At 45.3% G+C, this 18,285-nt stretch carries 18 protein-coding genes; 10 read left to right on the top strand and 8 right to left on the bottom strand.

Annotated features, from left to right (window positions below; all coding sequences use genetic code 11):
• Positions 1–28 precede the first annotated feature (28 nt).
• From ACUNWA_RS10570 to ACUNWA_RS10595, 6 genes are all read left to right on the top strand, one after another.
• Positions 29–832 carry a glycogen/starch synthase gene (locus ACUNWA_RS10570; RefSeq protein WP_445591875.1) on the top strand — a complete coding sequence of 268 codons (804 nt, stop codon included), beginning with the start codon at positions 29–31 and terminating at the stop codon, positions 830–832.
• A 32-nt stretch (positions 833–864) separates the two neighbouring features.
• Positions 865–2,232, top strand: a complete 1,368-nt coding sequence (locus ACUNWA_RS10575) for a DUF4270 domain-containing protein (RefSeq protein WP_445591876.1) — start codon at positions 865–867, stop codon at positions 2,230–2,232.
• A gap of 38 nt (positions 2,233–2,270) precedes the next feature.
• Complete coding sequence (gene glmS / locus ACUNWA_RS10580; protein WP_445591877.1) at positions 2,271–4,109, top strand: glutamine--fructose-6-phosphate transaminase (isomerizing); 1,839 nt, start codon at positions 2,271–2,273, stop codon at positions 4,107–4,109.
• A gap of 83 nt (positions 4,110–4,192) precedes the next feature.
• A complete protein-coding gene (locus ACUNWA_RS10585; protein WP_445591878.1) occupies positions 4,193–6,073 on the top strand; it encodes an Ig-like domain-containing protein in 1,881 nt (626 codons plus the stop codon).
• On the top strand, positions 6,018–6,866 hold the full coding sequence (locus ACUNWA_RS10590; protein WP_445591879.1) for a DUF3108 domain-containing protein: 849 nt from the start codon (positions 6,018–6,020) through the stop codon (positions 6,864–6,866). Before ACUNWA_RS10585 ends, ACUNWA_RS10590 begins: the two co-directional genes overlap by 56 nt.
• Before the next feature lie 2 nt (positions 6,867–6,868).
• Positions 6,869–7,162: a hypothetical protein gene (locus ACUNWA_RS10595; RefSeq protein WP_445591880.1), complete on the top strand. Its 294-nt coding sequence runs from the start codon at positions 6,869–6,871 to the stop codon at positions 7,160–7,162.
• On the opposite strand, the gene ACUNWA_RS10600 is transcribed toward ACUNWA_RS10595, so the two are convergent.
• Positions 7,159–7,554, bottom strand: a complete 396-nt coding sequence (locus tag ACUNWA_RS10600) for a DUF3859 domain-containing protein (RefSeq protein ID WP_445591881.1) — start codon at positions 7,552–7,554, stop codon at positions 7,159–7,161. The genes ACUNWA_RS10595 and ACUNWA_RS10600 overlap by 4 nt on opposite strands.
• A gap of 116 nt (positions 7,555–7,670) precedes the next feature.
• On the opposite strand from ACUNWA_RS10600, the gene ACUNWA_RS10605 reads away from it, so the two are divergent.
• The 3 genes from ACUNWA_RS10605 to ACUNWA_RS10615 all read left to right on the top strand — a co-directional run bounded on the left by ACUNWA_RS10605 (position 7,671) and on the right by ACUNWA_RS10615 (position 11,553).
• A complete protein-coding gene (locus ACUNWA_RS10605) occupies positions 7,671–7,988 on the top strand; it encodes a hypothetical protein (RefSeq protein WP_445591882.1) in 318 nt (105 codons plus the stop codon).
• A 201-nt stretch (positions 7,989–8,189) separates the two neighbouring features.
• Positions 8,190–10,541 carry a TonB-dependent receptor gene (locus ACUNWA_RS10610; protein ID WP_445591883.1) on the top strand — a complete coding sequence of 784 codons (2,352 nt, stop codon included), beginning with the start codon at positions 8,190–8,192 and terminating at the stop codon, positions 10,539–10,541.
• 91 nt (positions 10,542–10,632) lie between these two features.
• Entirely contained in the window at positions 10,633–11,553 is a 921-nt protein-coding gene (locus ACUNWA_RS10615) for a coiled-coil domain-containing protein (RefSeq protein WP_445591884.1), read from the top strand.
• 85 nt (positions 11,554–11,638) lie between these two features.
• Here ACUNWA_RS10615 and mgrA read toward each other — a convergent pair whose 3' ends face one another.
• The 6 genes from mgrA to dusB form a co-directional block, all read right to left on the bottom strand.
• Positions 11,639–12,628 (bottom strand): L-glyceraldehyde 3-phosphate reductase, encoded by a 990-nt coding sequence (gene mgrA, locus ACUNWA_RS10620; RefSeq protein WP_445591885.1) that lies wholly within the window; start codon positions 12,626–12,628, stop codon positions 11,639–11,641.
• Positions 12,629–12,718: 90 nt separating this feature from the next.
• A complete protein-coding gene (locus ACUNWA_RS10625; protein ID WP_445591886.1) occupies positions 12,719–13,438 on the bottom strand; it encodes a class I SAM-dependent methyltransferase in 720 nt (239 codons plus the stop codon).
• Positions 13,435–14,190 carry a sulfite exporter TauE/SafE family protein gene (locus tag ACUNWA_RS10630; RefSeq protein ID WP_445591887.1) on the bottom strand — a complete coding sequence of 252 codons (756 nt, stop codon included), beginning with the start codon at positions 14,188–14,190 and terminating at the stop codon, positions 13,435–13,437. The genes ACUNWA_RS10625 and ACUNWA_RS10630 overlap by 4 nt, the downstream gene beginning before the upstream one ends.
• 132 nt (positions 14,191–14,322) lie before the next feature.
• Positions 14,323–14,658 (bottom strand): hypothetical protein, encoded by a 336-nt coding sequence (locus ACUNWA_RS10635; RefSeq protein WP_445591888.1) that lies wholly within the window; start codon positions 14,656–14,658, stop codon positions 14,323–14,325.
• Positions 14,659–14,769: 111 nt separating this feature from the next.
• Positions 14,770–15,153, bottom strand: coding sequence for a YkvA family protein (locus tag ACUNWA_RS10640; RefSeq protein ID WP_445591889.1), 384 nt, complete (start codon positions 15,151–15,153; stop codon positions 14,770–14,772).
• Entirely contained in the window at positions 15,150–16,163 is a 1,014-nt protein-coding gene (dusB, locus tag ACUNWA_RS10645; RefSeq protein ID WP_445591890.1) for a tRNA dihydrouridine synthase DusB, read from the bottom strand. The genes ACUNWA_RS10640 and dusB overlap by 4 nt, the downstream gene beginning before the upstream one ends.
• A 170-nt stretch (positions 16,164–16,333) precedes the next feature.
• Between dusB and ACUNWA_RS10650 the strand changes: the two genes are divergently transcribed.
• Positions 16,334–17,275 carry a lysostaphin resistance A-like protein gene (locus ACUNWA_RS10650; protein ID WP_445591891.1) on the top strand — a complete coding sequence of 314 codons (942 nt, stop codon included), beginning with the start codon at positions 16,334–16,336 and terminating at the stop codon, positions 17,273–17,275.
• Positions 17,276–17,378: 103 nt separating this feature from the next.
• Here ACUNWA_RS10650 and ACUNWA_RS10655 read toward each other — a convergent pair whose 3' ends face one another.
• Positions 17,379–18,113, bottom strand: coding sequence for a hypothetical protein (locus ACUNWA_RS10655; protein ID WP_445591892.1), 735 nt, complete (start codon positions 18,111–18,113; stop codon positions 17,379–17,381).
• Positions 18,114–18,285: the final 172 nt, after the last annotated feature.

Consider the following 18,285-nt stretch of genomic DNA (forward strand, 5'->3'; position numbering starts at 1 on the left):
TTGCGTATTCAAATTCAGCTATTTTTCAATGGAAAAGAAAAGAGTATTATTTATCTCTCAGGAAATTACACCTTACCTTCCAGAATCAGAAATGTCGGTTAAGTCGAGGTTTTTGCCTCAAGGAATTCAAGAGAAAGGTCGTGAGATCAGGACTTTCATGCCACGCTACGGAAATGTAAATGAGCGTAGAAATCAGTTGCATGAAGTGATTCGTTTATCCGGAATGAACCTGGTTATTAATGATGCCGATCATCCGCTAATTATCAAGGTTGCTTCTATTCAGGCGGCACGTATGCAGGTCTATTTTATTGATAACGAGGATTATTTTCATCGAAAGGAAATCCTAAGAGACAAAAAAGGAAAAGAATTTGAAGACAATGACGAACGTGCTGTTTTCTTTGCCCGTGGGGTGTTGGAGACAGTTATCAAGCTTCGCTGGGCTCCAGATCTGATTCATTGTCATGGTTGGTTAGCTTCTCTCGTTCCACTTTATATCAAAAAGGCGTATCATGATGATCCCCTGTTCGCCAATTCGAAGGTTATCTATTCGGTGTACAATGAGACCTTTAACAATGCGTTAAGTCCAAATACGAAATCAAATGTTTTGTTGGATGGAGTTGCTGAAGGTGATTTGAAACTTCTGGATGAGCCTACTTATGAGAATATGAGTAAACTTGGTATTCAATATGCAGATGCTGTTATTCAAGGCAGTGAGCAAATTAATCCTAATTTGACGACCTATATTCAGGACACCGAGAAATTATTTCTAAATTATCAGTCTGAAGAAACTTACATCGATGCTTACAACGAGTTTTACGATAAGGTAATGTAAGTGCACTGATGAACTAAAAAAACAATGTTTACGTGAAAAGGAAACTAAAAAAAATAGGTAGACTAGCCACAGTCTGCACCTTAACGGCTTTTGTCTTGTGGAACTGTAAGGAAGATCCGAATAGCACAGGATTGGAACTGTTGCCTGGGTCCGACTTGAAAACAGTTGGTTTGGCAGTTGATTCCACCTCGATCGAGGCTTATACCGAACCCGATGAGATTTTGAGAACGGATGAGCCCAATTTCAATGTTTTTGGTACGTTTAATGACCCTGTATTTGGGAAAACTACGGGACATCTGGCTACTCAGGTGCGTTTGCCCGGTTACCCGGGGTTTGATGAGACCACTCAAGTTGATTCATTAGTTTTGTACCTGCTATACAAAGAAATTTATGGCGATACCACAACCTTGCAATCGTTGAAAGTTTATGAGTTGGTGGAAGATGTTTTCCTGGATACGACTGATGCTACTGGCACGGGCGATTATGCTTACTATCAAGATGTGGATTTGAAAGCATTGGCCAGTCCTACAGTAATCGGCGAATTGGATTTTTATCCTACTTTCCGCATGGATTCAACAGAAACCGACACCTTGATTCAGGAATTGGCGATTAAGCTTGATCAGTCTCTGGCCGAACGGTTAGTTCAGGCAGATTCATTGGATATGGTTGATAACGATACGTTTGTTAACTTCTTTAAAGGCCTGTATATTGAGTCGCAGGATGTTGGCGATGGCGGTGGATTATTGAGCCTATATACATTGGCTGGAGGTTCAAATCTGACCTTGCACTATACTACGGTGACCGATACCTTGGTGACTGACTCCTTAAGCTTTGCCTACCGAATCAATACCAACTCGGCCCGCATTAGTAGCTTTACACATGATTACTCAACAACTGTATTTGCTGATCAGTTAGAGGAACATCCTTTAACACCCGATAGTTTGATTTATTTGCAAACGATGGGTGGATTAAGAACCAGAGTTGATATTCCAAGTTTGGATAGCTGGAAAGATTCATCCAATTTTATCATTAATAAAGCCTCTATCGTTTTTCAGGCTGATACGGTTGCTTCAGACTATCACAACTATCAAGTCCCATCGGCTTTAGTTTTGCGGGCTGTTGATGGAGAAAAAACGGAAGAGGATGATGGCTATCTGTATTTGCCATCAGATTTCGGTGTTTCTTCTGCTTTGTATGGCGGCCGCTTTAATTCTGAAGACGCAACCTATACGTTTAACATTACACATCACTTGCAAGATATTATTGATGGAGATGTAACGAATGATGGATTTTACCTTTCGACACTTTTCCGCAATGAACGAGCGCGAAGAGTAGTTTTGAAAGGAAGCACCAGTCATGTTGGAATTCGTTTGGAAGTGACTTATACTAAGTTGAATTAACGCTTGCCACTCGTTTCCACTTAAAAACAAGATGAACTATGTGTGGAATAGTTGGTTATATCGGCGATAAAAATGTATACCCAATCCTGCTGAAAGGATTGCAACGCTTAGAATACCGGGGATATGATTCCGCCGGTATTGCTATTTATAACAGTTCCTTAAACGTTTATAAGCGCAAAGGAAAAGTGAGTGAGCTGGAAGCTTTTGTAGCTGACAAGAATATTGAGGGCCATGTTGGGATTGGACATACCCGTTGGGCAACCCATGGCGAGCCAAACGACGAAAATGCTCATCCACATCAATCGATGCACGGCCACTTTGTGTTGGTGCACAACGGAATCATCGAGAACTATGCCCGCCTGAAGAGGGATTTAATTGCTAAAGGTTTTGAATTTCAGTCGGATACCGACTCGGAGGTTTTGGCTAATTTGATCGAGTATTTTTACTTGATGGATGAAGTGGAGGATTCAGAAACAGCTGTCCGGTTAGCACTCTCTAAAGTGGTTGGTGCTTACGGCATTGTGGTTGTTTGTAAGGCCGAAAAAGACCGCATCATCGCTGCGCGAATGGGAAGTCCATTGGTGATTGGCATTGGTCAGGGGGAATATTTTCTGGCGTCAGATGCTAGTCCGATAGTGGAGTACACAGATAGTGTGATCTATTTGAATGACGGTGACGTTGCCATCGTAGAGAAAAACAGCCTGACTCTGAAGACGCTGCAAAACAATCCTGTCAATTTTAAAGTGACCAAGGTTGACTTGAGCATTGGTGATCTGGATAAAGGTGATTTTGAGCACTTCATGTTGAAAGAGATTTTTGAACAACCCAAAACCATTTCAGATACGTACCGTGGTCGGATTCGGCCGAACCAGAATGATATTGTCTTGGGTGGATTAATCGATGTTTTTCCTCAAATCGTAGCTGCCAACCGAATTATTATTTTGGGCTGCGGAACTTCCTGGCATGCCGCTTTGGTGGCTGAGTACCTGATTGAAGAATATGCGCGTGTTCCGGTTGAAGTGGAATATGCTTCTGAGTTTCGTTACCGGAAGCCTATCATTCGCGAAGGCGATGTGGTGATTGCCATTAGCCAGAGTGGAGAAACGGCCGATACGCTGGCAGCTTTGAAAATGGCGAAGGCGCAGGGTGCTTTGATCCTAGGAATTTGCAATGTTGTAGGTTCAAGTATTGCCCGCGAAACCGTGGCCGGCGTTTATACGCATGCCGGAACAGAGATTGGCGTGGCTTCAACCAAGGCTTTTACGGCCCAGGTAACGGTGCTGACTTTGCTGGCTTTCAAGTTGGCGAAGGAGCGGGGTGAGATCGATCAGGAGTTTTATGAAATGCTGATTACCGAGCTCTTGGCTATCCCTGAAAAGCTGGAAACTGTTCTGGTGGGACATCCATACATCAAACAGGTGGCTGAGAAATATAAAGATGCGGAGAATGCGCTTTATTTGGGACGCGGATATTTGTTCCCTGTGGCGTTGGAAGGTGCCTTAAAACTGAAGGAGATCTCATACATCCATGCCGAGGGTTATGCTGCCGGCGAAATGAAACATGGCCCCATTGCCTTGGTCGATGATAACCTTCCTGTTGTGGTGGTGTCGGCCAAAGACAGCTACTACGAGAAGGTGGTTAGCAACATTCAGGAGGTGAAAGCCCGCAAAGGCAATATTATTGCCGTGGTAACCAAAGGAGATAACGGCTTGCGCAAAATGGCTGATGATCTTTTGGAGGTACCCGAGTCGCATCCGGCAGTTGCTGCTTTGCTTACGGTAGTGCCACTTCAGCTGTTTTCCTATTATATTGCGGTCATGCGCGGGTGCGATGTCGATCAACCCCGGAATCTGGCTAAATCAGTTACGGTGGAATAAGCTTCCTTCTAACTTGAACCAGAGGAAGCACGATCACCAGCGATTTCTATTGAAATTTGTATGTTTATACGGACTTTGAAAACATGAGAAAATTTTTCCCGATACTTCTGATAGCCTATGTTGGGTACTTGGTTTTTACAACCTCTTGCGCCAACCCCGGAATGCCGGCTGGCGGACCCAAGGACTCGATACCTCCAGTGGTGGTTAAGACTGTGCCCGAGTTTAATGGACGAAACTATACAGGCGAGGAAGTTAGCCTGACCTTTGATGAATTTGTGATCAGCGATGAGCTGAGAGAAGCCTTGGTGGTTTCTCCTCCCTTGGCGAAGCGCCCCATGATTCGGACCAAGTCTAAAACCTTAATCATCGATTTGGGGGAAGAACTCAAGGAGAATACAACCTATTCGCTCGACTTCAAGGATGCTATTGTTGATAATAATGAAAAAAATCCGCTTGAAGATTTTCGATTCTCTTTTAGCACCGGGCCTGATTTTGATAGTCTGATGATTGGCGGGTACGTGAAAAAAGCGGATAACTTGGAGCCCGTGGAAGGTGCGATGGTTATGCTGCATTCTTTGAAAGAGCTGTCGGCCTTTACCGATAGTATTCCTGACTATATTGCGACCACCGATGCAGAAGGTTTTTTTGTTGTCAGCAACATCGCACCAGGCGCTTATCGGCTGTATGCGCTGACCGATGCAGATAATAGTTTAAACTACAATCAAGAGCTCGAACAGATTGCTTTTCTGGACTCATTGGTTATTCCACAGGAAATGACTTTGCCCGACTATGCTACGAAAGCCGATACGGCTGACACGCTTAGCATTAAGACAAAAAGAAGAAGTGCACTTGAAACACCGTTCTTTTTGATGCTTTTTGAAGAAGACTTTTTTGATCAATATTTAGATGATTCGAAGCGGGAACGGGCCAATCTCATCCGTTTTTATTTTGCTGAGAGCCTGAGCGATTCCTTTAAGGTTGAATTGCTGGATGCGGTTCCAACGAAGGAAGACTGGAGCTATTTGGAATTTAATCCTACGCGCGATTCGCTGATGTTTTGGTTGACCGATACTGTGCTAAGTAGCACCGATAGTCTGAAATTTCATCTGGAGTATTTGGTGGCCGACAGTCTGAATAACTTGGTAATGAAGCACGATACCCTGGAGCTGAATTATACCAAGCCGGAAAGTACTTCTAAAAAGAAACGAAAAAAAGAGGAGGACGATAAGCCGAAACCGATTCCACATATTAACTTTAAAGCCAATGTCAAGAGCAAAGGCTTTGATGTTTATAACAATATTTTGCTGGAAGCTCCTGAACCCCTTGAGTCGTTTGACTGGTCGATGATCCATCTTTATCAAAAAGTAGATACGCTGGAAGAAGCACGTGATTTTGAGATTTGGCAGGATTCCTTATCTGCCCGAAAATATTATATTCAATATCCTTGGGAGTTTGAAGAAGAATATCGCTTGCAGATTGATTCGGCAGCGGCTTATAACGTTGCCGGGCATCCTACAAATGAGTTAAACCAAAGGATTGGCATCCAGGAAGAAGCCTTTTATGCCAAAATTATCCTGATGGTTGGTGGGCTGAATGGGCCGGGGATTGTGCAGTTGCTTGAAAATACGGATGATGAGAAAGTCCTGCGGGAAATTCGCATTGCAGAGGATAGCGAAATTGAGTTTGCGTTCTTAAAACCCGATAAGTATAAAATCCGACTCATCGTGGATCGTAACAACAATGGCAAGTGGGATACCGGGATGTTGGATGAAGGCATACAACCTGAGCAGGTCATGTACTACTCTAAGATTCTAAAACTTCGTTCTAACTTTGACGTTCGGGAGACATGGGTACTTCCCATAATTCAATTTGAAAAGGAACTGATTGATGAAGACAAGAAAAAAGAGGATGACAAAAACGCAAAGAAAAAGCAATCATCACGGCCGGGTAGCCGGAATTTTTAGCCTGCTCTTTTTTGCACTTGTTTTTTTGCTTGCCAAGCCTGTTGCTGCCCAAAAAAGTGACGATGTCTTTCTTCCGGGCGAGAAGCTAACTTATGGTGCTTATTACAATTGGCACTTTTTGTGGGTGAATGCCGGAGAAGTAACTTTTGGTGTTGACACCCTCACCCAGGATGGAACGGAAAAGTGGCGTTTTCTGGCCATCGGACAAAGCTATAAAGCCTATGATATTTTCTATTCCGTGCGCGACACCTTTCTGAGCCGTGCAGCTTATCATAACCTGCAAGCCGATTATTTTGTGCGGAAAGTGAATCATGCCAAAAGCTCTACTTTACATGAATATTCCTTCGACCCAGGGACAATGCAGATTTATTCGCGAGTGAAGCGTGAGAAGGAAGGTCTTTTTCGCGATACGCTAGCTTGGAAACCATCTACAGCCGATATGCTCAGTACCGTCTATCAGTTTAGAAATTACGACTTTGACCGGTTGAGAAACGGGGAGGAAGTTAATTTTAGCATGTTGGTTGATAACAAGACAGAAGATTTGTACTTTCGTTACTTGGGACAGGACGTTGTTAAAACGCGCGAAGGCCGGAAGTTTCGTTGTCATCATGTATTGATTGCCCTTTTGGGGGGCGACTTTTTCCCTGATGGCGAACACATGAACGTTTGGTTTACCGCCGATAAAAATCATATTCCGGTTAAAGTAGAAACGGAAATATTGGTTGGATCGGTTAGCGCAATTTTGACCGACCTGAAACATCTCAAATATCCATTAACATCAGAAATACACTAATTATGGCAAGTATCCGCGATCTTAAAAAAGACATTGACTATTTGGTTTCCTTGGTAGTTGTTGATTGTTTTCAGTATAGCAGTTATTTTGAAAATGCAGATAAGGACGCTGCTTATAAAATAGCTGGAGACGTGATGGCTAAGCATCGCGATTTGCGTCAGCGGGTGAATCATCCGGACGGGAAAGACAATTCAAAATTAATTAAAGCGCACTATCGGAAAATTGGAGAAGACCTGTTGGTTGTTTGCGATGAAGCTTATGCCGAACTGGCTAAGTTGATTGAAAAGGAAGCTTAAGGCTTTTTAGCAACCAATTGTAATGTTTTATCTGCAATCACCTGCCCATCGAGGTAGGTGATTAAGCGCCACGGGCCCAGCTTATCTTCCAGGGGCTCCCAAATGCAATCGCCCAAAAAAAACGAATAGTCGTTGCTATTTACGTAATAGTCGCCGGTAAAGTCGGGTGAAATAGTTCCATGTTCGTCCTTGAAGGGGGGATGGATGATTTTGAATTCCAGCTTCTTACCCTTGCCTTTTTTTATTTTCAGAATATATCCAAATTCCGTTCCGATCTCCGCTTCGATCACTTCTGAAATTTCTATGATTTTCGGTAGATCACGACTGCTACGGTCCCAAGGACTATACTCTCCATAGCTGTATAATTCAATATCAACTTTCTTCTTTGCCAAGGGTAAGTTAAATTTTTTTGCTTGTTTTCAATAAGTGTTATTCTCATTAAGGACGAGTAGTTATCTTTGCTTTCCCAATGAGTCGCTTGCACAAATATATAAAAGTATTTATTCTTTTGGTCTTGCCAGTATACCTGATGTTGCTGGCAAACTCGATGCTAAACATGCACTTGCATGTGCTTTCGAATGGCATGGTTGTCAAGCATGCCCACCCTTTTAAGCATGACTCAGAGAGTGGTAAGCACCATTCGCATAGCCACTCGGGAATCTGCTACTACCAAGCATTCTTTTTAGACTACCTGGATACGTCAACCCCCTTAAAACCGATTGTTTGTGCGGCAGTAGTTGTTGACGTGGCTGAACAGCCATTAACGCTTTGTTATTCGCGCGAGCAATTCAATCTTAACGATCTTCGTGGCCCTCCTTTGGTTTGATTTAAGTGAGGTAAAGCTGGCGTTATGTTACAGCCTTTAAATCCCAACTTTTGGGGATTGTACAAGCTGCTTCATGCCCCTAGCTTTGTCCGTTGATAATTCATCCTGCTTTTTAAAAATCGGATGAATTGAACCCGAAAAATTACTTGATCACTCATTGGTTTCCAGTTGGAGCCAATAAAAAAACCACAGCAACTCGTTATGAAAAATTTGTTTTTTGTGACCCTGATGTCACTTGTCTTTATTTTGGCTCAGGGGAAAGAAATTCCAAAAGAAAAGTTAGATGATACCATGCTCTTTGGAGATGTGCGCTCGGGCGATGAGCATATTCCGTTTGCCACCATTCTAGTGAAAGGAACAACGGTGGGGACGGCTGCCGATGTAACCGGGCATTATAAATTGGTGGGCATTCCTGAAGGGGAGCAGGAGGTCGTTGTGTCTGCCGTGGGTTACCAGGCCAAGGCTTATGAATTCAGTTTCAAAATAGGGGAGCCCATTACCCTGACGGCAGAGCTGGAGCCTGACCAGATTGGGCTGGAGCAGGTGGTGATAACGGCCGACCGCAGTGAAAAATCGCGTCACGATGCATCCACCATTGTGAGTACCATTAGCCCAAAGCTGCTGGAGACCACGCAAAGTGTAACACTGAGCGAAGGCTTGAGTTTTACGCCGGGACTGAGGATGGAAAACAACTGCCAGAACTGCGGGTTCACCCAAGTGCGCATGAATGGACTGGAGGGGCCTTATTCGCAGATTCTGATCAACAGCCGGCCGGTGTTTAGCGGCTTGGCGGGCGTGTATGGTTTGGAGCTGATTCCTGCCAATATGATTGACCGGGTAGAAGTGGTTCGTGGGGGTGGATCGGCTTTGTTTGGCAGCAATGCCATTGCCGGAACCATCAACCTGATTACGAAAGAGCCGGTACAGGATATTTACAGTATCAACAGCTCCGTTTCGGTGATTGGAGCCGATGAAAGTTCCGACTTCAATTTAAGCATGAATGGCTCGGTTGTGAGTGAGGATTACCGGTCGGGCATGAGTTTTTACGGTTTTAAGCGCGAGCGCGACCCGTACGATGCCAATGGTGATGACTTCTCGGAGATGTCAGCCATTGAGAATGGCACGTTTGGTGCCAGCTTTTTTAAGCGAATGGGCCTTCGATCAAAGATTAACCTCGATTATTTCTTTATTGAAGAATCGCGCAGAGGAGGCAGTGATTTTGACTTGCCGAACCACGAAGCAGCGATTTCAGAAGCTGTAGATCATCAGATTAACTCGGCCAACCTGACCTTTGACCAATTTATGCGCGACCATGATAAGCTGAGCTTTTTTGCGGCAATGCAGCAGGTGGAGCGCGGATCGTACTATGGGGCCGGGCAAGACTTGTCGGCTTATGGACTCACCAAGGACTTGGCTTATTCCGTCGGTTCGCAGTACCATCGCGATATTGATCAAATGCTTTTTTCTCCTTCGGAGTTGATGCTGGGGTTGGAAATGACCAGCGATGAGCTGAAAGACCAAAAACTAGGCTACCTGGATGTGGAAACGATGGAGCACGTCGGCACAACAACCATCACCGATCAATCGGTTCAGACCTTTGGCTTTTTTGCGCAAAACGAATGGGTAGCCGAGCAGTGGCGTTTGTCTTTGGGATTCCGGGTTGAGCATTATGCCATAGCCGATGAAGCAGACTCCAATGGCAATATCTCCGGGAATGTGTTCAGCCCGCGCGCCAGCGTGTTGTTCAATTTGTCGGAGCAGGTGCAGCTACGGTCCAGCTTTGCCAGAGGCTACCGGGCACCTCAAATTTTTGATGAAGACTTGCACATCGAAACTTCCGGGGCGCGTAAGGTGATCCATAAAAATGATCCGAATCTGGAGCAGGAAAATTCGCACAGTGCAACATTTTCTGTCGACATCTCACAGAACTGGGGGCGCTGGCAAGCCCAGCTGTTGGCCGAAGGATTTTACACCGCGCTGGAAAACCCGTTTACCAACCAATATGGCACACCTGATGCCAATGGGCAGGTGGTTTACACCCGCACCAATGCAGAGGATGGTGCCAAAGTGGATGGTGTCAACTTGGAACTGAATGCATCGCCCGGGCCTCGTTGGATGTTTCAATCGGGCTTTACGTTTCAGAAAAGCCGCTATGAGACACCGCAGGAGTTTAACGAAAGGCGCTTTTTCCGTACGCCAAACAGTTATGGCTACCTGGCACTGAGCTATTCGCCCACGGCTGCCTTTAAGGCTTCGGTTACCGGCAATTACACCGGCAAGATGCTGGTGCCTTATTTCGGAAATACTCTGGTCAATCCGGAGGGCGGGCAGTTGAACGAGGTTGATCCGTTTTTTGATTTAGGCCTAAAGCTGAGCCAAACCCTGGAACTGTCGGGTGGTCTCTCGCTTCAGCTGTATGCTGGCGTCAAGAACCTTTTCGATGCTTACCAGGATGATTTCGACTATGGTGTTGACCGCGACCCGGGTTATATTTACGGGCCACTTTCGCCCCGCACCTTTTATTTTGGGGTGAAGCTTGGAAATATCTTTTAGTACATCGGCTACATAGTCCGTCTTTATTTGACCGCCCACAAAATAATACTAATTTTGTGGGCGTTGTTTATGGAGCTAAAAATCTGCAAGTATGGGCGATTCTGATATGAATAAGAAAAAGTTTTCTCTGGGAAATACAGACAAGGATAGACGCAATAATCTGATTGTAGTTTTTTTGTCTGTTATTTTAATTGGTGTGGTGGTATTATTCTTCATGCAACGGGGCGAGCATAAGGAAATATTAAAGGCCTTAAATGCGGAGAAAGATTCCATTCAGATTGAGTTAACGGAGATGATCCATAGTTACGACAGCCTGAAAACGGATAACGACACGGTCAACTCACAGCTTTTTGTAGCACAAACCCGGGTGAAAGACCTGATGCTGGAAGTTGGTCAGATAAAAAAAGCCAGTTACGAGCAGATTGAGATGTATAGGAATCAGGTAGGCTCGCTACGTAAGATTATGCGGAACTATATTACACAAGTTGACTCGCTGAATCGAAGAAACCAAGAGCTGATGGACGAAAATGCTCAGGTTAAACAAGAGTACGCGCAGATTGAAAGCCAAAAACAACGGCTGGAAAAGGAGAAAGAACGCTTGTCTCAACGCGTGGAAAAAGCCGCCACCCTGGAGACGAAGGGCTTGTCTGCTTTCGGAATTAACTCGCGGGGCAATGATGTGAATAACAGTAGAAAAGCCGAAAAAATACAGGTGAACTTCACCCTTGGCAAAAACATTACGGCCAAACGGGGAGCCAAAAATATTTATGTCCGCATTCAGCGGCCCGACCAAATTTTGTTGTTGAAGTCGAAAAACGACCTTTTCCGTTTCGAAGACCTGCGTATTCCTTACTCAGCCATGCGTGAGGTAACTTATGAAGGGAATGATCTTCCGGTGAATATTTTTTGGGATAACAATGGAGAACAAGCCCTGATTGCCGGTGAATATACGGTTGATATTTTTGCCGACGGCAACAACATCGGAACCACCACTTTCTCATTTAAAAAGTAAGATAAACGCCTGCAGGGGCTGCATATATTCAAAAGCCGGTTGAAAAGTAATTACCTTTCAACCGGCTTTTGTGCTTTCCTTGGTTTTAATCGTTCAAAATTGCTTCAATTTGTTGCAGCTCATTTTGCGAGAAGTGCAGGTAGTCGAGCATGGCTAGGTTATCATCCAGCTGCTTAACCGAGCTGGCGCCAATCAAGACCGAAGTAATGCGCTGATCTTTCATGATCCAGGCCAGCGCCATTTGCGCCAACGTTTGTCCACGCAGAAGGGCTATTTCATTCAACTGCTTTACTTTGTCAATGGCTGGTTCTACCTGATCAGCTTTCAGGAATCCCCAGGATTTTGCAGCCCGCGATCCCTCCGGAATGCCTTTCAGGTATTTGTTGGTTAGCAAGCCTTGCGCCAAGGGTGAAAACGGAATGCAGCCAATGCCTTCTTCCTCCAGTACGTCCAGCAGTTCACCTTCTACCCATCGCTCAAACATGGAGTATTTGGGTTGATGAATCAGACAAGGCGTTCCCAGTTCGCGCAATATTTGCGCTGCTTCCCGGGTTCGTTCAGCTGGGTAATTGGAGATACCCACATACAAAGCTTTCCCTTGGCGTACAGCCTGGTCGAGTGCCATCATGGTTTCTTCCAGTGGTGTTTCCGGGTCGGGGCGATGCGAATAAAAGATATCGACATAATCTAGGCCCATGCGTTTCAGACTTTGGTCGAGGCTCGACAGCAAATATTTGCGGCTTCCCCAGTTGCCATAAGGGCCGGGCCACATGTCGTAGCCTGCTTTGGTCGAAATCACCAGCTCGTCGCGGTAAGGTCGGAGGTCTTGTTTCATTATCTTTCCAAAATTCTCCTCTGCCGAACCGTAAGGAGGCCCGTAATTATTGGCCAGGTCGAAATGGGTGATGCCTTTGTCAAAGGCATGGCGCAGGATGGTCCGTCCGTTTTCAAGGACATCGACTCCGCCGAAGTTATGCCACAAACCCAGCGAGATTGCCGGAAGCATTAGTCCGGATCGTCCGCATCGGTTGTAGGTCATGGTTTTGTAACGCGAATCGTTTGCTAAATAAGTCATGATTTTATTTTGTTTTAGGTTTTGCTTTTCCGAAAGTACAAAATAATTGAAGATTCAGACCAATGGCGTGGGGATGAGTTTTGTCCGGAATCAGCCGTTTTTTGCTTGGGCAAGCACCAATAATTGTGGCGCTGTTTGAAAGCCATACTGCTCCAGTCGTTCCTTGAAAACAGGGAGCTGGTCTTTGGTTTGATCATACTCAGGCCGTCCCTGCAACTCTTCCTGGAGGCTTTCCATCTGCCAGTATTTCTCATCCAGAAAATGGGGTTCAACGTTGACCTTTTTCATTTTTAGGTGTTCAAATGAATCGATAACGCTTAGCTTGTTATGCTCAATGATTGCTAAAATCTCCTCCGGTTTCCATGTTTGGCGATGGGAAATTCCGTGCAGGCGATCGACGAACGACTTAAAATGATGTAACATTTTTTGGTTTTCCTGCGCTTCCGTCAAATCACCATTCGCAACCTCGTTAATGATGATCCATCCGCCGGGTTTAAGCACGCGTTTCATCTCGCAGAGCGTTTGCTCCAGGTCTTTTAAATGATGCAGCGCATTCGACAGGGAAACGACATCAAAAGAAGCATCCTCAAAGTCGAGCGTTTCGCCACTCATGCAGCTGAAGTTGATGTTTTCCTGAGGGAAACGGGCGCGTGCTTCTTTCAGCCATTGTTCACCCGGGTCGATGCCCGTGATTTGCGTGTGCTCATCGAAGGTGTCGCGAAGAACTTTGATGAAATCACCCGATCCGCATCCGACGTCAAGGATCTGGTGGACGGTTTTGTCTTTGAAAAAATGCTGAAGCTGTTTCATATCAATAGTAAAAATGCTGAGATTGCAGTAAGAACGATAACGGCTGTTCGATAGGTTTTTTCAGGAATAATCCGAACCAGCCAAATGCCGAGAAATGCCCCCAGCGCAATGGCCGGTAAAGTCATCAGGTCCATTTGCAGGCTGGGCCAGCTAATGGTTTTCCAAATAAACAGGTGCAAGGGGAATTTGCAGAAATTCAGGATAAGAAAAAACCAGGCCGAGGTGCCGATAAAATTGTTTTTAGGCAGATGCATGGCCAGCAGGTAGATGGCAAAAATGGGGCCGGCCACATTGCCAATCATGGTGGCAAATCCACCCAGTACACCCATGGAAGCCGCAAACCACCAGCTGTCGGGGAGAACGTTTTTCTCTTTCCGCCGGTCTTTCCATAGCATCAGTCCAATGCAAAGAAAGACCAGAATGGCAATAAGGTCTTTAAATTGCTCGTCGTTGACAATTTCGCCCACCCACAAGGCCAGGGCAACTCCTATAAAAGCCCAGGGGAGGATTTTAACCAGGTAGTTCCATTGCGCATGCCGACGGTAATAGCCAACGCCAAACAAATCGGCCATCATCAGAATAGGCAATAAAACACCGGTTGATTGTTTCCCTCCAAAGATGAAGGCGAGAATGGGAACCACGATCATGGATACACCGGGCACCCCAACTTTCGACATGCCGATGAGCATGCCGCACACAGCCATTAAACTCCATTGTAAGGGACTAAGGTCAAAGGGGGAAAGTAATTCCATGGTATTTGTTTAGAATCACAAAAGTAATAAAGTTGCGGCGAACGAAAGGGTTGAAGCTTAAAAAAAGGCCGGAACAACCCGGCCTTTGACCCAAAAACACTTAACAAACAAGTATGAAAAAAAACGATTTTATTAGTTGAAAAAATACTTTCTCTTTTTAATCTTTTCCCATTTTCCGGGGATCCACTTCCATCCTTTTTTCTGTTTTTGCCAATGTCCCGGATTCCATTGCCGGTTTTCCACGGTGGGTACCCAGTGTGGGCCTACCCAAGCATACATTTTTGAAGGACGATGCCAGATCCAATGTCCCGGGATGAGTTGATAATCAGACCCCGGTTTTTCAGGTAATGGCAGTTTAAACTCCGGTGGACTCGGTTTGTGTTCAACAGTAACCTGAGCCTGTGTTGTTTCTGGATTCAGGAAAAAGGATGCAATTCCCAAAAGCAATATCAGCATGGTTCGTTTCATGACTCCAAGGCTTATAATTGTTTGCTGTTTCTGGAAAATCAAAAACAGTGCCAAGAATTGCTAAAAGGGGTTAAAGGATTAAAGGACAGAATGATTATTTGATTGGTCGCTTTAAAATATTTTGGAATGGATTTCGTCAAGCTTGGCTTCATCAAACTCGCAAAACCAGGAGCGTAGTTGACTTTTGGCTTTGTCCTGAACCTGGGGGGTGATGTTGCTGCTGATTTGGGAAAGGGCAAAGATTAAAACACCCAGGTCGTCGCTAAATCCAACCAGCGGAGCCAGATCGGGAATGGCATCGGTTGGTAATATGAAATAGCCAAGAGCAGCGGCAATGGTGACTTTGGCCTTGATTGAAACAGAGGGTTCTTTCATTAAAAAAAAGAGGAGCAGTGCCGAATAAGCGACTTGCAAGCCAGCCGTCTTGCCGAATTGTTGCAATTTCCGTTTAAAGGATTGCTCACTATAGAATTGCTTATAATCGTGCGGATTCATTTCAAACTCATGTTTGTATAATCAACCTTTAGCTCGCCATAGTGTTCAATAATTTCGTCGAGGATGCGCTGTACTTCTTCCATCTCGACAGCCTGAAGGAGTTGGATTCGGTATGGGCGAAAATCGGGGATGCCCGGGAAATACTTGGCAAAGTGTCGTCGCATCATTAAAATGGCCGAGCGTTCGTTGGCTTTCCAGTCGAGCGATAGCTGAAGCTGATCGCGTAAGTTTTGAACCACCTCGCTTACGTTTGGCGGAGGGAGTACCTCGCCGGTTTTCAGGTAATGTTTGATTTCATTGAAAATCCAGGGGCGTCCGATGGAGCCGCGGCCAATCATTAAGCCATCGACACCACTTTGCTGTAGGAATTCCATCGCTTTTTCAGGGCCGTTGATGTCGCCATTACCAATAATGGGGATGTGCATTCGAGGATTGTTTTTCACTTCGGCAATCATGCTCCAGTCGGCTTTCCCGGTATACATTTGCTTGCGGGTTCGACCGTGAATGGCCAACGCAGCTACTCCTGCATCCTGAAGTCGTTCAGCAGCTTCCACAATGACTTTGGAATCGTCATCCCATCCGAGGCGGGTTTTGGCGGTTACGGGTAGCGAAACAGCTTTGACGATCTCTGCTGTCATCTGCTGCATTTTCTCTAAATCTTGCAGCAAACCGGCGCCAGCTCCTTTTCTGACAATCTTTTTCATGGGACAGCCATAGTTGATGTCAATAAAATCGGGCTGAAACTCTTCCACGGCTTTGGCGGCACCCACCATCGAATCAATATCGTAACCATAGATTTGGATAGCTACTGGCCGATCGAAATCGAAAAGGTGCATCTTTTGCTTTGTTTTGGCAATATCCCGAATCAGTGCTTCTGACGATACAAACTCCGTGTACATCACATCGGCGCCAAATTTTTTACACATGTATCGAAACGACTTGTAAGTCACATCTTCCATCGGCGCTAAAAACAGCGGCATTTCCCCTAAATCAATCGATTCAATCTTCACGTTTCTGAAATTTTTAGGATACAAAGATATATAAAGAAGTGTGGAGTTGCGAGTCTTGTGCTTGAAGATGACCCGAAAGAGGGCTGGAGGGGGTGGAGTTTTACGATTCTTTTTTGCGGTTTTTTTTTTGCCGTGGGCGACCTATCTTTAGGGCACTTAAAAATTTGATTATGGCCTTTACCACATTTCGGGGAATGAAGCCCGGCTCGCAGTTAGTTTTCTCGGCATTTGTTATTCTGGTTTCCTTTTTGGTTGTCTTTTCGATGTCCGTTGCTGCTGCTGTTCCGGTGGTTGGACTTACTGAGATGATAAACAGCCTTTCGGGAGCTGATCCTTCCGATCCGAATACCATTGTCTTGTTGAAATACTTTCAGGTGGTGCAGTCTATCGGGCTTTTTGTGCTGCCTCCATTTATTTTAGCCTGGTTGTTCGAGGGGAATGTGTGGCGCTATCTGACACTGGATCAGAAAGTGAGGACAGGTAATCTGTTGCTTGGTTTGCTTGCCGTGCTGGTGGCCGGCCCTTGGGTGGGGTATTTGGGCGAATTGAACCAGAATATGCATCTGCCGGAATTTTTGGAGGGTGTGGAAAGCTGGATGCGGAGTATGGAAGACAGTGCGGCCGACCTGATTGCTCGCTTTATTGCGGTGGAAACGACTTGGGGGCTGCTGTTTAATTTGTTTATGATTGCCGTGATTCCGGCCATTGGCGAAGAGTTGCTCTTTCGAGGAGTGATTCAGAAGATTCTGATAAAGATGACCCGCAATATACATTGGGGAATCTGGATTTCTGCTTTTTTGTTTAGCACCTTGCACATGCAGTTTTTTGGGTTTTTCCCTCGGTTGGTATTAGGTGCTCTGTTTGGTTATTTGCTGGTTTATTCAGGCTCCATTTGGCTGCCTGTTCTGGCTCACTTTATGAATAATGCTTTGGGGGTTTTGGCCTTGCATGCAGAGAAGACGGGGAGCAAAACCATGGAGTCGCTGAATGCGTACGGCGATTCGTTGAGCACATCAGCCGTGCTGGCTATCGTAAGTTTAGCAGTAACCGTCGCGCTGGTCTATCTGCTGCAGAAAAGGGGACCCGAAGCGAAGGCCATCAGATCAATATGAGCCAGAATGGTATTCCAACTACTTCTATAGCTGCAGGAAAGACATTTTTTAACTGAAAAGTGCCAGGTAGGGACTTTCAATGGAGTTTAAAATCGAATTCCGTTTAGTTGAAGTTGAGGTTGATTTGCAGTTTTTCTGCTTCCATGCGTTTCAGTTCCGACTGACGATAGACATACACCACACCATACTGCGCAGCTTTTTCGCGCCGAACTTCGTCGGGCTGTCCCTCAAAGCGAGCTTCTATTTCGTTCCAAAGTTGTTGGATCATCGTGTCTGCCTGCTCGCGTACATCCTGCATTTTCATAGACGCTCGGTCAGTGTTATTTTGCAAGATCTTTTGGTGGTGAAAGGCATCTTTGAAATTCTCGTAGTGAACTTTTACCAAAGCAATCGATGGACTGTAAATAGCACTTCCGCCTTGCATACATCGTTTTTGTTCGCCTTGAATAATCCTTTCGCCCCAAGCTAAAACATCTTTCTCCAGGTTGAGTGGCGGAACATCAAAAGCGTTTGGACGGAGTCCGTAGAACTCACGAACGGCAGGTTTCATTTCTTCACGCTGAATGGCGAAGTTGAGAACCTGAACGAAGTGGGATAAGTACAACTTAGCCTTTTTGAAGATGTTACCATATTCGTTGGCGCGGTCAAACTGAACTTGCTTGGTTGCCTGAAGTTGCCGGACGCAATTGGATAAGTTGGGATATAGTGTTTGAATTTTATCCAGCGTTAGCTGGCTGAAAGCTAGTTCGCTATAGGCAGTTCGCTTTCCTTTTTCAAGGGCCATTTCTATGGCTTTCATCCGTGCTTGGTCCGTATTTGGCAACCTGCGGTAGGGCATACAAAGTTCTTTTGATTGGTACGAAGATAGGAAATCCACACAAGCTAATTGATCTGTTCTCTTCGATATTAATTAACACCTACCTGTTCACAAGTTAATATTGACGGGCTGTTCGCAGTTTTTTTTCAATTTCAGAGTGGGTGACATGACGTGTTGAGGCCTTCGCGCAAGG

The organism is Sunxiuqinia sp. sy24, assembly GCF_052677165.1.

What these genes read in the sequence shown, in the direction of transcription:
- ACUNWA_RS10570 (WP_445591875.1), top strand. Translation starts at nt 29, where the DNA reads ATGGAAAAGAAAAGAGTATTATTTATCTCTCAGGAAATTACACCTTAC.
- glmS (WP_445591877.1), top strand. Translation starts at nt 2,271, where the DNA reads ATGTGTGGAATAGTTGGTTATATCGGCGATAAAAATGTATACCCAATC.
- ACUNWA_RS10585 (WP_445591878.1), top strand. Translation starts at nt 4,193, where the DNA reads ATGAGAAAATTTTTCCCGATACTTCTGATAGCCTATGTTGGGTACTTG.
- ACUNWA_RS10590 (WP_445591879.1), top strand. Translation starts at nt 6,018, where the DNA reads ATGACAAAAACGCAAAGAAAAAGCAATCATCACGGCCGGGTAGCCGGA.
- ACUNWA_RS10595 (WP_445591880.1), top strand. Translation starts at nt 6,869, where the DNA reads ATGGCAAGTATCCGCGATCTTAAAAAAGACATTGACTATTTGGTTTCC.
- ACUNWA_RS10610 (WP_445591883.1), top strand. Translation starts at nt 8,190, where the DNA reads ATGAAAAATTTGTTTTTTGTGACCCTGATGTCACTTGTCTTTATTTTG.
- ACUNWA_RS10615 (WP_445591884.1), top strand. Translation starts at nt 10,633, where the DNA reads ATGGGCGATTCTGATATGAATAAGAAAAAGTTTTCTCTGGGAAATACA.
- mgrA (WP_445591885.1), bottom strand. Translation starts at nt 12,628, where the DNA reads ATGACTTATTTAGCAAACGATTCGCGTTACAAAACCATGACCTACAAC.
- ACUNWA_RS10625 (WP_445591886.1), bottom strand. Translation starts at nt 13,438, where the DNA reads ATGAAACAGCTTCAGCATTTTTTCAAAGACAAAACCGTCCACCAGATC.
- ACUNWA_RS10630 (WP_445591887.1), bottom strand. Translation starts at nt 14,190, where the DNA reads ATGGAATTACTTTCCCCCTTTGACCTTAGTCCCTTACAATGGAGTTTA.
- ACUNWA_RS10635 (WP_445591888.1), bottom strand. Translation starts at nt 14,658, where the DNA reads ATGAAACGAACCATGCTGATATTGCTTTTGGGAATTGCATCCTTTTTC.
- ACUNWA_RS10640 (WP_445591889.1), bottom strand. Translation starts at nt 15,153, where the DNA reads ATGAATCCGCACGATTATAAGCAATTCTATAGTGAGCAATCCTTTAAA.
- ACUNWA_RS10650 (WP_445591891.1), top strand. Translation starts at nt 16,334, where the DNA reads ATGGCCTTTACCACATTTCGGGGAATGAAGCCCGGCTCGCAGTTAGTT.
- ACUNWA_RS10655 (WP_445591892.1), bottom strand. Translation starts at nt 18,113, where the DNA reads ATGCCCTACCGCAGGTTGCCAAATACGGACCAAGCACGGATGAAAGCC.